Consider the following 18075-nt stretch of genomic DNA (forward strand, 5'->3'; position numbering starts at 1 on the left):
GCGCAAGCTGGTCGGCGCCAGTTACAGCCGCGACATGACCGAGCTGCAATGGGGGCCCAAGGAAGTCTCGCCGGTGCTGCGCGCCGAATTCTCCTACGAGTTCGACAAGCCCTTCAACCGCGCCGTCGCCACCACCATGTTCGGCGCCAAGGAAGAGGGCACCGCCGCCCTCATCGTCGATCCCTCGCGCGGGGTCGCCGAGCGGGACCAGGTCTCCTTCATGATCGGGGCCGATTACTTCCTGTGGCTGCCGTTCTGGGAAACGCAGGATACCTCGGTCTTTACCTCGGTCCAGCTCTTCACCATCGTCACGCCGAACGGCGAGGATCTGCTGTTCCAGGCGCCCTATGCCGCCTATGGCGCCAAGCTGCATCAGGTGCAGAACTACGGCACCCTGCTGCTGTCCCACACCTTCGACGACGGCAAGCTGCCGGTCGAGCTGCTCGCCGTCTACGACATCCAGAACCAGGCGGTGGCCCTGCGCCAGCGCTTCGACTTCAACTACTTCGGCGACAACATCCGCCCGCGCATCGAGATCGCGCATTTCGAGGCCGACCCCGAACAGGGCGTCCTCGGCTTCGCCCAGCAGTCCGACAACGTCGAGTTCTCCCTCACCCTCCAGTTCTGACGGTAACGCCCCCGGTCGCGACAGGCCGGGGGCGAAACGGTCAGGAGGCGGAAGCGGCGAGGGCCGCCTTGCGCTTGGCGGCGAGGGCCTTGTTGGCTTTCCGTCGGCGCAGCCACATCATGATACCCGTGACGGCGAAGAGCGCAGGCAGCAGACCACCGACGAAGATCACCGCCTGCCACACGATGCCGTAACCGATGCCGTCATGCAGGCGGCGCATGACCCGGCCGAGGTCGTCGCCCGATTTGACCGGCGGCGGCAGGCTGGCCTTGGCCTCGCCCGTGGCGTCCTCGACGCTGACGGTGGCGTTGCCGCCATCGGTCGCCAGGGTGACGCGCCACGAGGGGCTCTGTTCCGTCGGCAGGGTGATGCCGGTGGCGAGGGCGCCGGCCGGCCCGGCGAGGACGGCGGCGAGCAGCACGGCATCGGGGCCCATGCGGGTCTCGGTCAGTGGCAGATTGCCGCCGCCGGGCCCGCCCGGGCCGCCGGGCGGGCGGGCGCGCGGCGGCGAAACTTCGGCGAAGGTGCCGACAATCGCCCGGGTGGTCTGCGGGAAGGAAATATACATGCCGGTGAAGGACAGGATCGCCAGCGGGATCGCGATCCAGATGCCGAACAGGTGATGCAGATTGGCCGAGGGGCGCATGGCCTTGCGCCAGCCCAGCGCCCGCACCAGCGACAGCCGCTTCGGCCACCACAGATAGATGCCCGAAAGCGAGAGGATCAGCATCGCGACGCCGACCCAGCCGACGATCTGCCGGCCCGAGAACTGGGGCACCAGCAGGTTGCCGTGAAAATTATGCATCAGCTGCATGAAGGCATTGGTGCTGGGGCCGACATCGAGGACGGCGGCGGTCGGCGGGTCCATCCAGGCCGAGACCGTGTCGCGCGGGCCGGTGGCGCGGGCCGGGCGGGCGACGACGACGACCGGCTCCCCCGTCTCGGCGGGCAGGCGGATCTGGGTGATCCGCGCGCCATCGCCCAGGCGCTCCATGGCGTTATCGGCGAAGGTCGCGAGGGACGGGCCGCGCGCGTCGCCGGTCAGGGCATAACGCTGGGACTCGGTCACGGTTTCCAGCTGGTCATGCCAGACGAGGACGGAGCCGGTGATGCCGACCGGCACCGACAGGAGGCACAGGCCGACCCCGAGCCAGAGATGGATGTCGAGCCAGAGCTTGCGCAGGCGGCCACGGGTTTTGGCGGTCATGGTTTGCGGTCCGGTGAGCTGATACTGGTTATAATAATGAAAATGCATCGCATTAATGTTTGCGGGAATCCCCCCGTCAAGCCGGCGATCAGTGAAGGCGATTGTGGCGGTTTCGCCACAATTTGCGCCGACGTGATGCCACGGCGCCCGGATAACGGCGCAGGCCCCGGCTTCCTGCGCCGAAAATCCCTTTGATCAGAAAATGCTCTTGCTCGTGATATTGCGAGTCACTCTCACAGCAAATAAGAACGCTTCGCATCTGCATTGCGTGCAGGGTTGATGAGGGGCTTTCCATGATCGAATTTTCCCGCCCGCGGGTTTCCCACCTGGCCATGCTGGCCGTGCTCGCCGCGACGCCGGCTTATGCCGGCGAGCTGGTCACGGCCGATGGTGACTGGTCCGCGACCGCGACCGCCAGCGCCGGCCAGACCGCCGAGACCCTGCCGACCGTGACCGTGACCGGCGCCGCGCCGGCCAACAATCAGAAGCGCGCAACGAACCTTGACCGGCTTCCGCAGGAGATCCAGGACACCCCGCAGACTGTCAATGTCATCAGCGAGGAAACACTGAAGCAGCAGGGAACCAGCACACTGGATCAGGCGCTTCGTAATGTTCCGGGTATCACCGTCGCCGTCGGCGAAGGCAATGGCGGCATGAATGGCGACCAGTTCCGCATTCGCGGCTTCGACGCCAAGAATGACATTTACTCCGACGGTTTGCGCGATTTCGGTGTCTATACCCGCGACACATTCAACACCGAGGATATCCAGGTGTTCATCGGCCCTTCGGGTGAGAGTTTCGGCCGGGGGACCTTTGGCGGGGCGATCAATACCAGTTCGAAAACGCCGAAGCTTGACGATTTCGTCACGCTTCGCGGCGAGATCGGCCTCGGGCCCCACCTGCGCACGACGGCCGATGCGAATTACAAGATTGATGATACGACGGCTTTCCGCCTGAACCTCATGTATGCGGACATTGATCTGGTCGGTCGGGACGTTCCGGGCGCAACGCGTTGGGGGTTCGCGCCCTCCATCGCATTCGGTCTCGGGACCGATACCACCTTGTCGGTTTCCTACTTCCACCAGGAAGAGGAGCGGGTGCCTGACTACGGCATCCCGACCATGCAGACGGCGGTCGGGTCTTCGGTCTCGAAGCCGGCGGATGTCGACCGCTCCAACTGGTACGGCTCGAACCAGGATCACGATGATACGACCGCCGACGTGGTCACGGTCCGCGCGGCTCATCAGGTCAACGAAGGGTTCCGCATCACCAACGACACGCGGGTTGGTGTCTACTCCCGTGAATTCCTGACGACGGTCCCGGGTTGCAACGGCACGGCCTGTGTTGACGCCTTCTATGGTGCCAACCCCGGTTCGGCCATTATCGCGCCCGGCGGTGGAACGCCCTTCTATGATCTCGACAACTGGGGTGTGCAGAACATCACCACCGGGGTGATCGACTTCGCTCTGGGCGGCTTCAAGAATCAGGCGGTGTTCGGGCTTGATGCGTCCTATGAAAGTTCGCACCGTGTCAACTACACCGGGCATACCACCGGGCGCCCCGATATTTCCCTGACCGATCCGCAACGATACGACCTGCCCGCCCTCGGTCTGGCAACTCGCGGGAACGACCGCGAATCCGAGGCCACCAATGTCGCGCTCTTCGCCAGCGACCAGTTCTGGATCACGCCAGAGCTCTCCGTCATGGGCGGCCTGCGCTGGGACAACTATAGTAACGAATACGATAACCTGACTGTCGCAACCAACGTGCTGCAGAGCTTCAGCACCGATGAATCCCTGCTCAATCCGAAGGCCAGCCTGATCTGGGAGCCGAGCAAGGATCAGACCTATTATTTCTCCTGGGCGCGGTCGTCGGAGCCGGCGGCGGGAACCAGTGGCGTCGCCAATCTGCCCAATCCCATCGGCAGCAGCCAAGTTGCTGCCCTCGATCCCGTCACGAGTGAAACCTTCGAGGTTGGAGCGAAATTCAGTCTGCTCGACGAGCGATTGGGCCTTGGGGTGGCCGTGTTCCAGACAGAGCGCGACAATGCTTCGACCGATGACGGCGTGACCATCACGGCGAGCGGCCAGTCCTTCCGGAACCGCGGCGTCGAACTCTCGCTGTCGGGTCAGATCACGCCGAACTGGGGGGTGCAGGCAGGTTACACCTATATCCACAGCGAGTATCTGAAGGCCGGTGCCGACCGAGTGGTCAATGAGATGATGGATGGCGAGCGTTACGTGAACGTGCCGGAACACGCCGCGACCCTCTGGACCACCTACGAGGTGATTGACGGGCTCACCTTCGGCGGCGGCGTTCGGTATCAAAGTGAAGTGCTGGCCGCTCACAGCTACAATACGACCACGAACAGCTACACCAAGACCGAGATTCCTTACTACCTCAGCGTCGAGGGCCTGGTGTCCTATGAGATTGGCGACGGTGTGACGATCGCGGCGAACGGTTACAACCTCTTCGACCGCGAGGATAATTTCACCCAGTACCAGAATGGCCGGGCTGTTCCCGCCGCCGGCCGCACGGTCATCTTCTCGACCACCGCGACCTTCTGACCCTTCGTGGTTCGTGTATCGTCGGGCGGGCTCTCCGGAGCCCGCCCTTCGCCCTTGATGGAACTTGTCCGATGCTGATCGCCATACCCGACGTGCTGAAACCGGTCGAGGTGGCCGAAATCCGGCGCCTGCTGGAGGCGTCGCCCTGGGTCGACGGCAAGGTGACGGCGGGGGAACAGTCGGCCAAGGCCAAGTACAACCTGCAGATCCCGGAAAATTCGGACATCGCCCGCCAGCTCGGCGACCGCATCCTGCGGGCGCTTGGCGCTTCCGCCGAATTCGTCTCGGCGGCCCAGCCGCTGCGGGTCTATCCACCGCTGTTCAACCGCTACGACACGGGCATGAAGTTCGACGATCATGTCGACAATGCGATCCGGCCGGTGACCGGGGCGAACATGCGGATCAGGACCGATGTCTCGTCGACCCTGTTCCTGTCCGATCCCGACACCTACGACGGCGGCGAACTGATCATCGAGGATACCTATGGCACGCAGGCGGTGAAACTGCCGGCGGGCCACATGGTGCTCTATCCCTCGACCAGCCTGCACCGGGTGGCCGAGGTGACCCGGGGCAGCCGCTGGGCCTCCTTCTTCTGGAGCCAGTCGATGGTGCGCGACGACGGCCAGCGCCGTCTGCTCTACGAAATGGATGTCGCCATCCGCCGCCTGCGCGCAGAACTGCCGGACGACCATCCCTCGATCCGCAGCCTGGTCGCGAGCTATCACAATTTGCTGCGACGTTGGGCCGAATTGTAGGGCGTCGGGGCGGGGGCCATATTTCGCGATTGCGAATGACCGCCGGCCTGACTATAGATTTGTTACTGAAAATCATTCGCATGTTTGGCGAGGCACCGGGTTCGGCCCGGGCTGGAGTATAGCGATGGACCCGACCACATCACCCGCCACTGTCCTTTCCGATGCCGTGCCGGCCACCGTCTCCGCGCCGGGCGGCCTCGACGCGCTGGCGACGGAAATCGCCGTCCAGGCCCATGACGTGACCATCGCCGGCCTGTTCCTGCAGGCCGATCCCATCGTCAAGGCGGTGATGATCCTGCTGGTGCTGGCGTCGGTCGCGACCTGGGCGATCGCGCTCGAGAAATCGCTGCGCCTGCGCCGGCTGCGCCGCGAGGTGGCGGGGCTCGAAGCCGGCGTCGCCGCGCGGAAGGGCGCCGCCGTCGCGGGCGATCTCGCCGGCCTGCCGAAACTCGCGGTCGAAGCCGGTCTGACCGAATGGCGCGAACTCGCCGCCGAAGAGATGGACGAGCGCCGGGGCCGGGCGGAACAGGCCATGCGCCTGACCGTGACGGAGAATCTGCGCGAGCTGGAAAAGGGCCTGCCCTTCCTCGCCACCGTCGGCTCGGCCGGGCCGTTCATCGGCCTGTTCGGCACGGTCTGGGGCATCCTGAACAGTTTCACGGCGATCGCCAATTCGCAGGATACCAGCCTCGCGGTGGTCGCGCCCGGCATCGCCGAGGCGCTGTTCGCGACCGCCATCGGCCTCGTCGCCGCCATTCCCGCCGTCATGTGGTATAATGCCTTCTCGACCCAGCTCGGCCGGGTCGGCGCGCGCCTGTCGACTGCCATCGCCCGCCTCGCCAGCCAGATCGGCCGGACCAAGGGCCATGTCGCCGACCTGCGCCGCGCGGCCGAATAACGGCACGGCGGGAGAGCGAGCATCATGGCGGGTGGAATGCTGCCGGGCGCGGGCGGAGGGGACGAGGGCGGCAGCCTCTATCGTCCCGTCGCCGAAATCAATGTGACGCCCTTCGTCGACGTCATGCTGGTGCTGCTGATCATCTTCATGGTCGCGGCGCCGCTGATGATGGTCGGCGTCCCCGTGCAATTGCCGAAGACGACGGCGGCCAAGGTCGCCCCGCCGCAGGAACCGCTGGTCGTCTCGATCGACGCCGCCGGCAAGACCTTCATCGAGAAGGAGGGCTTCTCCGACCTCGATCTGCTGGCCCGGCTGAAGATCATGGCGCAGGAAACGCCGGATCGCGTGGTCTATGTTCGGGGCGACCGCTCGATCAATTATGGCCGGCTGATGGAAGTCATGGGCGTCGTCTCGACCGCCGGCTTCTCCAAGCTGTCGATGATCGCGGAGACGGCGCCGGTCGCGCAGTGACATGAGTACCCTGCGCAACCTGTCCCTCGGTCTTTCCCTCGGCCTCCATCTCGCGGCCATCGGCGGGCTCGTCTTTCTGGTACGGCCGGACAGCGGGGCGAAATTCGCCGCGCCGCCGACCATCGAACTGATGCTGCCGCCCATGGCCGTGGCCGCGGCGAGCAGCGTCGCGCCCGTCGACGCCACCGAGGTGACGCCGGTCGAAGCAGCGGAGGTGACACCGCCCGAGCCCGAGGTGGTGGAAACGCCGCCCGATGTCCTGCCGGTGATGACGGAGGCGGTGCAGGCGGTCGAGCCGGTGGTCGCCGTCGCGGCCGAGCAGAAGCCCGAGCCGCCGAAGCCCGAAAAGCCGAAGCCGCGCGAGCGGGCGGAGCGGCCGAAGAAACCCGCGCCCCAGAAGGAAAAAGTCGAGGCCCCGGCCCCGGCCGCGGAGACCGTGACGACGGCGGCCCCGCCGCGCGCGGTGGCGGCGGTCGCCGCCGCGGGCACCGCGGCCGTGGCGGGCGGTGGCAATCCGGGGGCGAAGGCCGATTTCAAGGCTCTGGTCAGTGCCTGGATCGAGCGTCACAAGCGCTTCCCCGACCGGCTGCGTCGGCGCGGGCTGCAGGGCACGCCGGTCGTCCGCTTCCGCCTGACGCGGGATGGCCAGGTGGTGGATTGCCGGATCGAACGGGGAAGCCCGCACGACGGCATCGACGAAGCCGCCATGGAAACCATCCGCCGAGCCGAACCCTTCCCGGCCATGCCGGACGACGTGCCGGGCGAGACGATGGAATTCACCGTGCCCATCGCTTTCAACCTGCGTTGAGCGGAAAATCCAATCGCCGGAACCGGACAGGATCGGCCGGCATTGCACGTTGAAGAGCGGATGATTCCGCGAGGCCAGCAGATTTCCCGATGACCGACCGACCGACGACGCCCCGTTCGCCTGCCCGGCGCCGCTGGCCCTATGTTCTCGCCGCCCTCGTCCTCGCCGGGGGCGCCGGCTGGTGGTTCCTCGGCCGCGAAAGCGCGCCCGCTGTCACCTATCTGACCGCCGAGGCCGGACGCGGCGATATCGAGGATACGGTATCCGCCCTCGGTAACCTGCAACCGCGCGACTATGTCGATGTCGGCACCCAGGTTTCCGGTCAGCTGCGCCAGATCCATGTCGAGATCGGCGATCACGTGACGCAAGGCCAGCTGCTGGCCGAAATCGACCCCACGGTCTATCAGTCCCGCGTCGCCGCCGACGAGGCCCAGCTGCTCGCCCTCAAGGCGCAACTGGCCGACCGCGAGGCGCAGGCGGTGCTGGCGACCCAGCAGCGCGACCGCCAGCGCCGGCTGTGGGCGCAGAAGGCGACGACCGAGGAGGCCCTGCAATCGGCGGAGGCCGGCCTCAAGTCGGCCAATGCCCAGATCGACCAGATCAAGGCCCAGATCCTGCAGACGGAATCGACCCTCAAGGGCGATCAGGCCAATCTCGGCTACACCAAGATCTACGCCCCGATGACCGGCACGGTCACGTCGATCACGGCGCGGCGGGGCCAGACCCTGAACGCCAACCAGTCGGCGCCGATCATCCTGCAGATCGCCGATCTTTCCGTGATGACGGTGGAAACCCAGGTGTCCGAAGCCGATGTCTCGCGCCTGAAGGTTGGCATGAAGGCCTATTTCACCACGCTGGGCGGTGGTGCCAAGCGCTGGACCGGCACCCTGAAACAGGTGCTGCCGACGCCCGAGGTGGTGAACAACGTCGTGCTCTACAACGCGCTGTTCGACGCCGACAATGCCGACGGCCAGCTGATGACGCAGATGAGCGCGCAGGTCTTCTTCGTGATCGCCGAAGCGCGCGATGTGATCACCGTGCCCGTCGCCGCGCTCAAGCCCCCCGGTCAGCGTCAGCGCCTCGGCCAGCAGGGCGAGGCCCGCCCGCCGGAGGATGCGCCCGGCAAGCCTGGCAAACCCTATCGCGTGCAGGTGATGGGCGAGGACGGCGTGCCCGTCGACCGCCGGGTGCGCGTCGGCGTCGCCAACCGCCTGTCGGGCGAAGTGCTGGACGGGCTCCAGCCGGGCGAGGCCGTCGTGATCGGCGAGCGCAGCGCCGCGGCCCAGCGCAGCCCGGCCAATGGCGGCGGCGCCAATCCGCTGGGCGGTCTTGGTGCCGGCACGCGGCCCCCGGGCGGCTTCCGATGACCGGGGCGCCGGTCGTCGAGCTGCGCGACATCCGCAAGACCTATGTCTCGGGCGGGGGCGAGGTCGCAGTCGAAGTGCTGCGCGGCGTCAGCCTGTCGATCGCCAGCGGCGAATTCGTCGCCATCATGGGCGCCTCGGGCTCGGGCAAGTCGACGCTGATGAACCTGATCGGCTGCCTCGACCGGCCGACCTCGGGGCAATATCTCTTCGCCGGGCGCGACGTCTCGGGTTTCGACCGGGACGAACTGGCCTGGGCGCGGCGCGAAGCCTTCGGCTTCGTGTTCCAGAGCTATCACCTGATCGGTACCGCGACGGCGGCGGAAAATGTCGAGGTGCCGGCGATCTATGCCGGCCTTGCCCCCGCCGCGCGCCACGAACGCTCGCGCCGGCTCCTCTCCAGCCTCGGCCTCGGCGAGCGGCTGTCTCACCGCCCCAGCCAGCTGTCGGGCGGGCAGCAGCAGCGCGTCTCCATCGCGCGGGCCCTGATGAACGGCGGCAAGGTCATCCTCGCCGACGAGCCGACCGGCGCCCTCGACAGCCGCAGCGGCACCGAAGTCATGGCGCTGCTCGCCGATCTCGCCCGTCAGGGCCACACGGTGATCGTGATCACCCACGACCCGGACGTCGCCGCCCATGCCGACCGGGTGATCGAAATCCGCGACGGGCTGATCACCGCCGACACCCGGAAGCGCGAGCGCGAGGCCGCCGCCCCGGTCGAGCTGACCCGGGACGACGACAGCGCCGGCCGCCTGCTCGCCGCCTTCGGCGAAGCCATGAAGATGGCGGTGCGGTCCTTGCGCGCCAATATCTTCAGGACCGCGCTCACCCTCCTTGGCATCGTCATCGGTGTCGGCTCGGTCGTCGCCATGCTGGCGGTGGGGCAGGGGGCGACGCGCGCCGTGCTCGACCAGATCAGCGCCATGGGCACCAATCTCCTGCTGATCCGTCCGGCGCCGCCGTCCCAGCGCGGCGTCGGCGGCCAGGTCGCGACCCTGGTCGAGGAAGACGCGGACGCCATCGGCACCCTCGACAACGTGATGGCGGCGCTGCCCGAATTGCAGTCGAACGTCACCCTGCGCTCTGGCAACCGCGACTATCAGACGGCGGTCACCGGCACCTCCGAGGCCCTGCCGCTGACCCGCGACTGGCCGGTGGAGCGGGGCAGTTTCTTCACCGCCGCCGACGGCAAGGCCTATGCCACCGTCGCCGTCCTCGGCAAGACCGTGGCCGATAACCTGTTTCCCGATGGCGAAGACCCGGTGGGGCGCTTCGTCCTCTTTAACAACGTGCCGTTCCAGGTGATCGGCGTGCTCGCGGTCAAGGGCGCTTCGTCCAACGGCTCGGATCAGGACGATGCCGCCTTCGTGCCGCTACAGACTGGCCAGCTGCGCCTGTTCGGGGCGCGTAACCTCCGCTCCATCACCGTCGCGGTCGAGGATGTCGCCCGCATCGACGAGACCGAGGCGGAGGTGACCCGCCTTCTCGTCGAGCGGCATCGCGGGCAGGAGGATTTCCGCGTGCGCAACATGGCCTCGGTGGTCGAGGCCGCCTCGGCCACGGGTGACACGATGACCGTGCTGCTCGGCTCCATCGCCGCCATCTCGCTGCTGGTCGGCGGCATTGGCGTGATGAACATCATGCTGGTCTCGGTGACCGAGCGGACGCGGGAAATCGGCATCCGCATGGCGACCGGCGCCCGCACACGGGACATCATGCAGCAGTTCATGACCGAAGCCGTGGTGGTTTCCGGCCTCGGCGGGGTGATCGGCGTCGCCGGCGGCATCGGCACCGCCCTTGTCATCAGCGCCTTCAATGTGCCGATCGAATTCTCGGGCGCCGTCATCGCGCTGGCCTTCGGCTGCGCCGCGCTGGTCGGCCTCGTCTTCGGTTTCGCCCCCGCCCACAAGGCCGCCCGGCTCGATCCGGTGGTCGCCCTCGCCAGCGAATAGGGGCCGCCCGATGGATCGCCGCCTTCTGTCTTCCGCCCTCGCATTGCTGCTCGCCGGCTGCGGCTTCACGCCCGAGGCGCCGCCGCGCATAGCCGATATTCCGCCCGCCTTCGAGGCGGCGGGGCCGGGCGCCGGCCAATGGCCCGATGCCGACTGGTGGCGCGGCTTCGGCAGTCCGGAACTCGACCGCCTGATGGCCGAGGCGCGGGCGAACAACCCGGACCTGGCCCAGGCCGCCGCCCGCATCCTGCAGGCCGAGGCGCAAGCGCGCATCGCCGGCAGCAGCCTGTGGCCCTCGCTCTCCCTCTCCGCCAATGGTGACGCCCGGCGGGGGGAGGGCGACAATGCCTGGATTGACGGTTACAGCACCAGCCTCGGCGCCTCCTACGAGGTCGATTTCTGGGGTGCCAACGCGGCATCGCGCGGCGCTTCCGCCGCCAATCTCGCCGCCAGCCGCTTCGACCGCGAGACCGTGGCGCTGACTGTTTCCGCCTCGGTCGCGACCAGCTATCTGCAGATCCTGTCCTTGCGCGACCGGCTGGCGGTCGCGCGGCAGAACCTTTCGATCGCCGAGGATGTCCTCGCCCTCGTCACCGCCAAGGTGGGGGCGGGCGCGGCCGGCGAACTGGACCTCGCCCAGCAGCGCACCGTGGTCGCCCAGCGCCGCGCCGCCCTGCCGCCGCTGGAACAGAGCGAGCGGGAGGCGCGCGCCACCCTTGCCCTGCTGCTCGGCCGGGGCGCGACCGGCTTCACCGTGACGGGCAGCAGCCTCGCCCCGGTGAAGCTGCCCGCCGTGTTCGCCGGCCTGCCGGCCGATCTCCTGACGCGCCGGCCGGATTTGAGCCAGGCGGAAAGCCGGCTCGTCGCCGCCGATGCCGATATCGCGGCGGCCCGCGCCGCCTTCTTCCCGCAGGTGACGCTGAATGCCTCCATGGCGCTTCAGGGCGCGGCTTTCGGTGATCTGTTCGACCTCTCCTCGGCGACCTATGGCCTTGGCGCCTCGATCCTGCAGACGATCTTCGATGGCGGCCGCCTCGCCGCCCAGCAGGATCTCGCCGAGGCGCAGAAGCTCGAACTGGTGGAAGCCTATCGCGCCGCCGTCCGCGCCGCCTTCGGCGATGCCGAGGTGGCCTTGGGTGCCGTCGATGCCCTTGGCCGGCAGGGCCTCCTTCAGGACGAGGTGGTGGCCCAGGCCCGCCGCGCCCTCGAACTCGCGCAGATCCAGTACCGCGCCGGGGCGGCCGAACTGCTCACCGTACTCTCGGCCCAGCAGTCGCTCTATGCCGCCGAGGATCAGGCGGCGCAGATCAAGCTGTCCCGCCTGACGGCGCTCGTCGGTCTCTACCGCGCCCTCGGCGGCGGCTGGCAGGCCGGCCCGGGTTAAGTTCCCACTTTCGTCATGCCGGCGAAGGCCGGCAAATGCCCTCTTTCATCATGCCGGCGAAGCCGGCATCTTGGACCGTCACGGGGCCTCTCTCGTGGCATGGCCCCGGCCTTCGCCGGGGCGACGAGGCGTTTTTTCCCGTTCAGACGGCGTAGCTGCGGGCGAGGGCTTCCGCCCGGTGTTCGGCATCGACGGCGCGGGGAATCGCCCCCTCGATCCGGGCGAGGCGGGCAAGGTCGCGGAAATGCCGGGCGACGGTCGGACGGCGCCGCGCCCGCTCCGCCAGAAGCGGCGCCAGATCGCGCACATGGCCCGATTTCAGCACCGCGTCGATATAGGTCTGGACGAAGAGATCGCGCTGCGCCCGGCTGCCACCGATCAGGCCGATGCGGGGCAGGGCGGTGCCGATCTGGGTCGCCGCCTCGCCGTGATCGCCCGCGGCATGGGCGGCAAGACCGCGCGCCAGCGGCAGCGCGACTTCGGTCCACGCGGCGCGGCGGTGGCGCTTGGCCTTGGCCGCGGCCGCTTCCATGGCCAGCAGCAGGCGCTTGGCCTGCCCGTCCTGACCGCCGCGCAGCAGCGCCATCAGGTAATGCAGGTCGTGGAAGGGTTCGATATGGTCGGCCTCGCGCCGCGCGACATGGCGGGCAAGGTCGCGCCAGCGCGCGCCGACGTCGATGCCGGCGAGTTCCAGCCGCCACAAAAGGGCGGCGGCATTGATCTGGTCCTGCGCGCAATCCTTCCAGGCGCCCCAGATGCGCTGGTCATGGAGGGCGAGCGCGGCGGCGCCATCGTCCCGGTCGAGATACATCTGCGCGAGGTGTGACCAGTTAAGGGTCAGCATGGCGGAATTGCAGTCGTCCCAGGTCTCGGCCAGGTCTTCCAGCCATTCGATGCCCTCGTCCAGCCGGCCTTCGGCGGCGAGCACGTCGGCGACGGCGTGATGGGCGAAGGGCTCGCGCCGGCGCAGCTCGACCGCATAGCGCCCGGCGATCTCGGCATCGCGCGCCCGGCCGCATTCATGCAGGGCGACCGCCCTCATGCCGTGGATATAGGGATCGTCGCGATTGGCCGGCAGCACGCCATCGACGATGGCCAGCATCCCCGCCGCGTCGCCCTGATTGGCCTGGTGATACTGGCAGAGTTTCACACTGGCGAGGTCGCGCGGCCATTGGGCGGCGATGTCGAGATGCAGCCGGATGGCGAGGTCGGTATCGCCCTTGGCCCAGGCCTCGACCGCGAAGAGCCACAGCTGCTCGCGCTTGGTTGCCTTGTTCACCGCCTGACGGGCCTTTTGCAGGAAAGGCTGGGCGGCGCGCGTGCCGGCGGCGGATTCGTGAAAGAGGTTCAGCACGGCGCCCAGGGTCTGGGCGAGGGCGCAGCGCGGGTCGGCGGCGATGCCCTCGAAGATGGCGCTGGCGCCCTGACCGTAGCCCAGCCACTGGTCGCACATGCGGTTGATGGCGGAAACCGCCACGGGGTTGTCGGTGGTCACGTCGTTGCCGCGCGCGTCCTTGAGCATGGGCTCCTCCCCTTCTTGTCGGTGACAGTTTGGGGACAGGTGCATTGCACAAGCAAGCACCGCCTTTGCCGCAGGCTGCCGCAGGGTCTCAGGCGGCTTCGGTCAGGCCGCCCGCCTCGGCGAGGAGATCGAGGAAGGTCGCCGCGGCGGGAGAGGGCGGATACTGGTTCGGTTCGGCATGGGCGACCACCAGTTCCCAGCACATTTCCGGGCCGGCCAATACGCTGACGGCGAGGGCGGGCCGGCGGGCCCGGGCGATGGCCTCGGGGATCAGCGCGATGCCGAGACCGCGCGCCACCAGCTCCAGCAGGGTTTCGAGGTCGCTCACCTCAAAGGCGATATGTCTCTCCAGCCCGGCGTCGGCGAAGCTGCGGTCGATCAGCCGCCGCGTGCCCCAGGCCGGGGCGAAATCGACGAAAGGCTGGCCGCGCAGGGCCTCCAGCGGCAGGGCGTCCCGCCCGGCGAGCGGATGGCCCGGCGCGGTCGCCAGCACCAGATCCTCGCAGGCGATCAGGCGGGTGGCGATATCGGGCGGCGGATCGCACAAGGGCAGGATGGCGAGGTCCAGCCGGTCGTCCCTGATCTTTTCGATCAGATGGCCGGCATCGCCCTGGCACAGGCGCACCTCGATCCCCGGGTGCAGGCGGTGGAACCGCGCCAGCAGGCTGGGCAGGTCGAGAAAGGCCGGCAGCGCCTGCACCGCGCCGATGGCGAGCGTGCCCTGGCGCAGGCCCTGCACCGCCGCGACGGCCTCGCGCGCATCCCGTGCCGCCTCGATCACCACCCGCGCCTTGTCCAGCAGCACCCGGCCCGCCGCGGTCAGGCGCACCTGCCGCGTGTTGCGGATGAACAGCGGCGCGCCCAGTTCCGCCTCGAGCTGGCGGATGGAGGTCGAGAGGGCGGATTGCACGATGTTCACTCGCCGGGCCGCGCGGGTGAATTGCTCCTCCTCGGCGACGGCGATGAAATGCTGAAGCTGGCGAAGTTCCATGGGCAGGGCCAATTCATCTGTTATAGCGATGAATACCATCGTTTATTTCTGTTGGAAAGATTGCGGGGCGGGCGCCATCGTTGGACCGTTGTGGCTTTTTCGATGGGGCATGGGCATGGAACAGATCGGTATCGGCAAGTCGGGCGTGATGACGTCCCGCATCGGCCTCGGCACCTGGGCGATCGGCGGCTGGATGTGGGGCGGCACGGACGAGTCCGAATCCATCGCCACCATCCACAGCGCCATCGACCGGGGCGTGACCCTGGTCGATACCGCGCCGGTCTATGGCTTCGGTACCTCGGAAGACATCGTGGGCAAGGCCCTCGCCATGGATGGTTACCGGGCGAAGGCGCAGATCGCGACCAAGGCCGGCCTTGCCTGGAGGGACGGCAAGGTGTTCCGCGACTCGCGGCCCGAGCGCCTGCGCCTGGAGATCGAGGATTCGCTGCGCCGCCTGCGCACCGATGTCATCGACCTCTACCAGATTCACTGGCCGGACCTCGAAGCCCCGATCGACGAAACCGCGCGGGTGCTGGAAGACCTGAAGGCGGCGGGCAAGATCCGCTCCATCGGCGTCAGCAATTATTCGCCGGCGCAGATGGACGAATTCCGTGCCGTCGCCCCCCTCGACGCGGTGCAGCCGCCCTATAATCTGCTCGAGCGCGAGATCGAGGCGGATGTCCTGCCCTATGCGGCGAAGACGGGCCTTACCGTCCTGTCCTATGGCGCGATCTGCCGCGGGCTGCTCAGCGGCCGGATCAAGGCGGACACGGCCTTCACCGGCGACGACCTGCGCCAGAACGATCCCAAGTTCAAGGCACCGCGCTTCGCCCATTACCTCGACGCCGTCGCCGAACTGGACGCCTTGGCCCGTCTGCGCTGGGGCAAGACGGTGCTGTCCCTCGCCATTCGCTGGGTGCTGGATCAGGGGCCGACCATCGCCCTCTGGGGCGCGCGCCGGCCGGACCAGCTCGATCCCGTCGGCGATATCGACGGCTGGACCGTCGATGCCGAGGCGAAGGCGGAAATCGACGCCATCCTCGCCCGCTGCATCCCCGATCCGGTCTCCCCCGCCTTCATGGCCCCGCCGGTGAAGCGGCCGTAAGGGGGCAGACGAAGGCGCGGCTCGCCGGTCGCCGCGCCGTCATCCGTCGAGGATCGTTGCGTCCGGGGGGTCAGCCCTGGTCGTTGCTCATGAGTTTGGTTTCGACGATTTCGCTGACGCGCGACATGAATTCCATGCCCATGTGGATCTGGACGTCGCTCAGGTGGTCGACGATCGCATTGATGAATGTCTCGCCGCTGGCGATCATCTCGCGGATGAAGGTGGCGCCGGCCTCGGTCAGGCCGATCACCTTTTCCCGCCCCGATTCGCTGCTCTCCTCGATGGTGATGAAGCCGAGCGGGGGCTGGCTCAGCTTGCGCAGGGCCTTGGAGATGGCGGGGCTGCTCAGGTCGTACCATTCCACGATCAGCTGCTCGATCACCTTGCGGCGCAGCACGCGGCCGCCCTCGCCCTTGGAATGAATCAGCCACATGATCACGGTCTGATGGCGGTCGAGGATGCCGCCGGACAGGTTTTTCTCGACCGCCATGCCGACCGTATAGTGATAGGGAAAGAACAGTTTCAGGAAATTGAGGGCAGCGTTCTGACGTGTGATCGGGCTATCTAAATTATACTTCGACATTCAAGCGGAACTTTCGTTTGACCGCTCATCCGTCTCCCGCCGACGGCACCTGGTACCACCAGGGTCGGAGCGGCGGTGCGAGACGGCATCGGCGGCGGGGAGAGCGAGCAAGTCGTTCCAACGGTAACCTCGGAAAATATTGTTGCCAAGAAAGCTTTTGGCCGGTCAGGCCGCGTAGCGGCGGCGAAGCTCGGCCTTGAGCACCTTGCCCGTGGCGCCGAGCGGCAATGTATCCGTGAATTCGATCCGCTCCGGCACCTGCCACCGGGCCAGGCTGCGCCCGAGGTGGCTGCGCAGCGCCTCGGCGTCGGGGGTGGCGCCGGCTCTGGGGCAGACAATCAGCAGGGGCCGTTCACCCCAGGTCGGGTCGGGCACCGCGATGGCCGCCGCGGTCTGGACGAAATCGAGTTCGCAGGCGAGTTCCTCGAGCGCGGCGGCGCTGATCCATTCGCCACCCGATTTGATCAGATCCTTGGCCCGGTCGGTCAGGCGCAGGCGGTAGCCGGGCTCGATCCGGGCGATGTCGCCGGTGGCGAGCCAGCGGCGCTGGAAGTCGGCGACCGGGCGCCGGTAGTAACCGGCTGCGATCCAGGCGCCGCGCACCAGAAGCTCGCCCTCGGCGAGACCCGGGGCCTCGTCCCCCCGGGCGAGCGCGAGGCGAACGCCGTAGAGCGGACGGCCCTGGCTCAGTTTCAGGGCCTGGCGCCGGTCGGCCGGCAGGGCGGCTTCGGCGGGGTTCAGATTGCCGATGGTGCAGACCGGGCTGGTCTCCGTCATGCCCCAGCCCTGCACCATGTCGATGCCGTGCTCGTCCTCGAAATAGGCGAGCAGGGCACGGGGCAGCGCGGCGCCGCCGATCATCAGACGGCGCAGCGCGGGCAGCCGCCGCCCGCTCGTTCGCAGGTATTCGGCCAGGCCCTGCCAGACCGTGGGCACGCCGACCGCGACGGTGACGCCTTCCTCGGCGAAGAGGGTGGTCAGGCTGGCACCGTCCAGCCGGTTGCGCGGCAACACCAGCCGCGCGCCGGCGAGCAGGCAGAGATAGGGCAGGCCCCAGGCATTGACATGGAACATGGGCACGACCGGCACCACGCTGTCGGCCGCGCCGAGACCGAGATAGGCCGGCAGGCCGCAGACGAGCGCGTGAAGCACGGTCGAGCGGTGGCTGTAGAGCACGCCCTTGGGATCGCCCGTCGTTCCCGAGGTGTAGCAGAGGCCCGAGGCCGCATCCTCCTCGACCCTGGGCCAGGCGGGCAGCGGCGCCCGGGCGGCGACGGAAGCGTCGAAGTGGAGGAGGTCCGGCCAGTCCTCGACGGCGGCGTCATCGCCCGCGTCCAGCATGACGAAGCCGGCGATGGCTGGCACTTCCGCCCGCAGCATACGCGCGAGCGGCAGGAACTCGGGCTCGAAGAACAGCACCCGGTCCTCCGCCTCGGCGGCGATCCGGGCGATCGTCTGCCGATCGAGGCGCGGGTTGATGGTGTGGCACACAGCGCCGATGCCCGGGATGGCGTAATAGAGCGCGAGGTGACGCCAATTGTTCCAGGCGAGGGTGGCGACCCGGGTTCCCGGCGTCACGCCGAGATCGAGCAGCAGACTCGCCGTCCGCGACGCGATCTCGGCGAAGGCCGCGACAGTATGCCGGCTGCGGCTGCCGTCGGCCTCGACCGAGACGATTTCCTGGTCCGGGTTACATGACGCGGCATGTTCCAGGATCGAGGCAATGGTCAGGGGGAAATCCATCATCTGGCCGCGCATGTGCCGCTTCCTTTCTTCGGGGGAGCCGGGGGCGGCGGGTGGCGATTTTGCCGATTGACGAGCCCGCCACCGGCCGGCATAT

15 protein-coding genes are annotated in these 18075 nt (G+C 67.9%); 10 read left to right on the plus strand and 5 right to left on the minus strand.

Annotated elements, in window-relative coordinates; all coding sequences use genetic code 11:
• On the plus strand, positions 1-628 hold a 628-nt coding region (locus DKG74_RS21825), incomplete at its 5' end, for a hypothetical protein (protein WP_207779372.1).
• Positions 629-668: 40 nt separating this feature from the next.
• Here the strand turns inward: DKG74_RS21825 and DKG74_RS14835 are convergent.
• Positions 669-1835: a PepSY-associated TM helix domain-containing protein gene (locus tag DKG74_RS14835; protein WP_165837709.1), complete on the minus strand. Its 1167-nt coding sequence runs from the start codon at positions 1833-1835 to the stop codon at positions 669-671.
• 293 nt (positions 1836-2128) lie between these two features.
• Here DKG74_RS14835 and DKG74_RS14840 point away from each other — a divergent pair, with 293 nt between their 5' ends.
• The 8 genes from DKG74_RS14840 to DKG74_RS14875 all read left to right on the plus strand — a co-directional run bounded on the left by DKG74_RS14840 (position 2129) and on the right by DKG74_RS14875 (position 12034).
• Positions 2129-4402 (plus strand): TonB-dependent receptor, encoded by a 2274-nt coding sequence (locus DKG74_RS14840; protein WP_109906960.1) that lies wholly within the window; start codon positions 2129-2131, stop codon positions 4400-4402.
• 71 nt (positions 4403-4473) lie between these two features.
• Entirely contained in the window at positions 4474-5157 is a 684-nt protein-coding gene (locus DKG74_RS14845) for a Fe2+-dependent dioxygenase (protein ID WP_109906961.1), read from the plus strand.
• Between the two features lie 124 nt (positions 5158-5281).
• Positions 5282-6055: a MotA/TolQ/ExbB proton channel family protein gene (locus DKG74_RS14850; protein ID WP_109906962.1), complete on the plus strand. Its 774-nt coding sequence runs from the start codon at positions 5282-5284 to the stop codon at positions 6053-6055.
• 24 nt (positions 6056-6079) lie between these two features.
• Positions 6080-6526 carry an ExbD/TolR family protein gene (locus DKG74_RS14855; protein ID WP_109906963.1) on the plus strand — a complete coding sequence of 149 codons (447 nt, stop codon included), beginning with the start codon at positions 6080-6082 and terminating at the stop codon, positions 6524-6526.
• Between the two features lies 1 nt (position 6527).
• A complete protein-coding gene (locus DKG74_RS14860; protein ID WP_109906964.1) occupies positions 6528-7334 on the plus strand; it encodes an energy transducer TonB in 807 nt (268 codons plus the stop codon).
• An 89-nt stretch (positions 7335-7423) separates the two neighbouring features.
• Entirely contained in the window at positions 7424-8701 is a 1278-nt protein-coding gene (locus tag DKG74_RS14865; RefSeq protein WP_109906965.1) for an efflux RND transporter periplasmic adaptor subunit, read from the plus strand.
• Positions 8698-10650: a MacB family efflux pump subunit gene (locus tag DKG74_RS14870; RefSeq protein WP_109906966.1), complete on the plus strand. Its 1953-nt coding sequence runs from the start codon at positions 8698-8700 to the stop codon at positions 10648-10650. Before DKG74_RS14865 ends, DKG74_RS14870 begins: the two co-directional genes overlap by 4 nt.
• Before the next feature lie 10 nt (positions 10651-10660).
• Positions 10661-12034: an efflux transporter outer membrane subunit gene (locus DKG74_RS14875; RefSeq protein WP_109906967.1), complete on the plus strand. Its 1374-nt coding sequence runs from the start codon at positions 10661-10663 to the stop codon at positions 12032-12034.
• Between the two features lie 142 nt (positions 12035-12176).
• Here DKG74_RS14875 and DKG74_RS14880 read toward each other — a convergent pair whose 3' ends face one another.
• Entirely contained in the window at positions 12177-13556 is a 1380-nt protein-coding gene (locus DKG74_RS14880; RefSeq protein ID WP_109906968.1) for a tetratricopeptide repeat protein, read from the minus strand.
• 88 nt (positions 13557-13644) lie between these two features.
• The gene (locus DKG74_RS14885; RefSeq protein ID WP_243404144.1) at positions 13645-14586 is read right to left on the minus strand and encodes a LysR family transcriptional regulator; all 942 of its coding nucleotides are present in this window, start codon (positions 14584-14586) and stop codon (positions 13645-13647) included.
• A 76-nt stretch (positions 14587-14662) separates the two neighbouring features.
• Between DKG74_RS14885 and DKG74_RS14890 the strand changes: the two genes are divergently transcribed.
• Complete coding sequence (locus tag DKG74_RS14890) at positions 14663-15652, plus strand: aldo/keto reductase (RefSeq protein ID WP_109907119.1); 990 nt, start codon at positions 14663-14665, stop codon at positions 15650-15652.
• 70 nt (positions 15653-15722) lie between these two features.
• Here the strand turns inward: DKG74_RS14890 and DKG74_RS14895 are convergent, their stop codons facing one another.
• Positions 15723-16235, minus strand: a complete 513-nt coding sequence (locus DKG74_RS14895) for a winged helix DNA-binding protein (protein ID WP_109906970.1) — start codon at positions 16233-16235, stop codon at positions 15723-15725.
• A gap of 165 nt (positions 16236-16400) precedes the next feature.
• Complete coding sequence (locus tag DKG74_RS14900; protein WP_109906971.1) at positions 16401-17993, minus strand: long-chain-fatty-acid--CoA ligase; 1593 nt, start codon at positions 17991-17993, stop codon at positions 16401-16403.
• Positions 17994-18075: the final 82 nt, after the last annotated feature.

It is taken from the genome of Zavarzinia aquatilis, from assembly GCF_003173035.1.
GTDB lineage: Bacteria > Pseudomonadota > Alphaproteobacteria > Zavarziniales > Zavarziniaceae > Zavarzinia > Zavarzinia aquatilis.